Source organism: Mesorhizobium sp. M7A.F.Ca.CA.001.08.2.1, assembly GCF_003998455.1.
GTDB classification, from domain to species: domain Bacteria; phylum Pseudomonadota; class Alphaproteobacteria; order Rhizobiales; family Rhizobiaceae; genus Mesorhizobium; species Mesorhizobium ciceri.
Genome location: NZ_RZPW01000820.1, coordinates 1 through 2,636 on the forward strand (window position 1 = coordinate 1; position 2,636 = coordinate 2,636).

The window sequence follows — 2,636 nt, forward strand, 5'->3', positions numbered from 1 at the left end:
CGGGGATGACCCCGTCATGCGGCGAGCAGGCGTCGGCAACGAGCCGCTCCAGCTCCTGCGTATCCTCGGCACTGGCGGCTGCGATTGTGCCATCCCTCAATCGCAACGGACTGTCGGGCCGTGACAGCATCGCTTCGGCGGCCGCGTTCCTCTGTGCGATCTGCTGATGGCCGTTGATCAGAAACACGCCGAACGGCAGATGCGAAAACGCCGACGCCAGCGCCGACGTTTTCTCCAGCTGCTGGCCGATCTGCCCGGCGCGCCGCATGTGCGGCACGATCTTGCGCAACAGGTCGATGTCGTCGGCGCCGAAGGTTTCCTGGCCTGGACCGCGATCGATGCTAAGCATCCAGTGCGAGTCGTTCGACGAGAGCAGGTTGGAGACGAGGCCGTGATACATATCGCGCGGCCGCAGCCAGTCCTGCCAGAGTTCGCGGCGGCGGAACGCCGCCACCTCCTCCGTCAGGGGCCACCGACTGACCTCTCCGAGAGGCAAGGCGGCCGATGCCGCCGCCAGCGGATCGCGCAGCAGGGCTTCGATGCCCTTTTGCGAGGTGAACTCCGGATCGAAATCGGATGCAACCGCATCGAATGTGTGTGGGCTGATGCGCACGATGCAGGAGCGCGAGCCGCCGAACAGATCGCGCAGGCCAGTTACCGCATCGAACCAGCGCTCCTGATCGTAAGCGGCCTCATAGACCTTGCCGACCACCGCGGAGACCGCTTCGATGCTCACATTGGACATTGACCGCTCACGGATGCTTTGCATACGACACTGGAGTTCCACAGCAATTTGAAGGGTGTGAATATCATCTGCGCCCGCTGAGCGGTTCAGTGCTCTTGAGCAGCGCCACCAGTTCGCTTTGCTGGCGGGTGCGGGTCTTGGAGAATATCCGTTCGAGATAGGTGCGGCCGGTTTTTACCGTGATGTTGGAAGTGTCGGCGGCTTCCTTCAGCGACCGGCCGGACGCCAATGCCGTTGCAAGCCGCGCTTCGGCCGGCGTCAGGTCGAACAGCTCACGGACATGCGTCTCGAAGCCGTCGGGGATGCGTCGGGCGACCTCCGTCACCATGATTACCGCGCAGCGTTCGGATGCCAGACCATAGGCGCGGGCGTCGACGAAGGGCGCCACGGACAGCACCAGCCGCGCCAGGCCGGATTGCTGCCGATCGGACGGCACCAGCAGCGTCCCGCCTGTGCCGGGCGTGGCGGCGTCGCGCAGCGAGCAAGCGTCGGCGACAAGCCGTTGCAGCTCCTGCGTATCCCCCGCATTGCAGATTATTATGGCCCCGTCGCTCAGCTTCAGCGGACTGTCCGGCCGCGCCAGCATCGCTTCGGCTGCCTCGTTCATCTGTGCGATCCGCTGGTGACTGTTGACCAGGAAGACACCGAAAGGCAGGTGAGAAAAAGCAGATGCCAGTGCTGACGTGTTCTCCAACTGGCGACCGATCTGCCCGGCGCGCAGTACATGCGGGACGATCTTCCGCAACAGTTCGACATCCCTGACCTCGAATGCATTCTGCCGGGAACTGCGATGGATATCCAGAAACCAATAGGAGCCATTGGAAGCCAGGAGATTGCAGGCGAGGCCATGATACATATCGCGCGGCATATACCAGTCTTGCCAGAGCTCGCGACGGCGGAAGCCGGCTCCCCCTTTCATTATCCGCGTGCGATCATAGACGCAGCCTACAGGCAAGGCTGCGGCGACCTGGCTGATGGGATCACGCATGTGGGCGGCGGTTACCTCGGCAGACGAGAACTCGGGATCATAGACTGTCGAGACCGCGTTGCTCGTCTTGGGATCGAGTCGCACGATGCAGGAGCGCGAGCCGCCGAACAGATCGCGCAGGCCGGTCACCGCATCGAACCAGCGCTCCTGATCGTAAGCGGCCTCATAGACCTTGCCGACCACTGCGGAGACCGCTTCGATGCTCACGTCAGCCATTGGTGTCCAGCTTTCAAAGGACCATGCTCAAGGAGCCTAACATACAAAAAATATCTATCAAGTTATGGTCACGGCTAGCAAAGTAATGCCGGAGTTCAAGCCAAGGTCTCTTAATATTAGTAATCGGCAATGTGTCACCTGCCGGCTACCGCCGTCGCGTTAAGGTGGTAGCGGCCCCACAAAGCGACGAACAGTCGTCATATGACGACTGTTCGGATTGTGTCCTACCTGCAATCTCGGTCGCACTGGCAGTTCGATCGAGGTGGGAACGCGATGGCGAGAATGATCAGGTCGGTGGGGGGTAGGTCGGAAAACATGGCGTCATGCTTTTGCGAACGAGCTTGTCGACCTTCCGAGAGGGACGTCAGCCGTCGTGATGCACCCGGCATGTCGATCCTGACCTTGGCCGGGTTGATGGGCTTGGCTGTTTTCGCGCTTGCCTCGGGAAATGCGCGGGCAGGCGAATGTGCCGGCGGCGATGACGGTGGAAATGTCACAAGTCTCGCTTGTGGTGACGGGCCGGACGCATCGTATGACGCTTTTACATATTCGGCATATGCAACAGCAATAGGCTCCCACGCTCGGGCGGATGGAGTGGAAAGCAGCGCCTTGGGTTACAGATCCAATAGCGGCACGGGCGGGCAGAATACGGCAATGGGGGCGTTTGCCAAAGCAGGCGATCTCGAT

Annotated in this window: 2 protein-coding genes and 1 pseudogene; 1 reads left to right on the top strand and 2 read right to left on the bottom strand. The window is 61.3% G+C overall.

Going from position 1 to position 2,636, the window contains the following annotated elements:
- Together EN914_RS31485 and EN914_RS31490 are read right to left on the bottom strand one after the other, a co-directional pair.
- Window positions 1-745: LuxR family transcriptional regulator (locus tag EN914_RS31485; RefSeq protein WP_127389508.1), on the bottom strand; the 745-nt coding region annotated here is incomplete at its 3' end.
- A 64-nt stretch (window positions 746-809) separates the two neighbouring features.
- Window positions 810-1,949: a helix-turn-helix transcriptional regulator gene (locus EN914_RS31490; protein ID WP_024502984.1), complete on the bottom strand. Its 1,140-nt coding sequence runs from the start codon at window positions 1,947-1,949 to the stop codon at window positions 810-812.
- Window positions 1,950-2,336: 387 nt separating this feature from the next.
- Here EN914_RS31490 and EN914_RS38785 point away from each other — a divergent pair.
- Window positions 2,337-2,636 (top strand): annotated as a pseudogene (locus EN914_RS38785) (hypothetical protein); the annotation flags it as partial.

Excerpts from the sequence above, each read along its gene's own strand:
- EN914_RS31490 (WP_024502984.1), bottom strand. The coding sequence starts at position 1,949 with ATGGCTGACGTGAGCATCGAAGCGGTCTCCGCAGTGGTCGGCAAGGTC.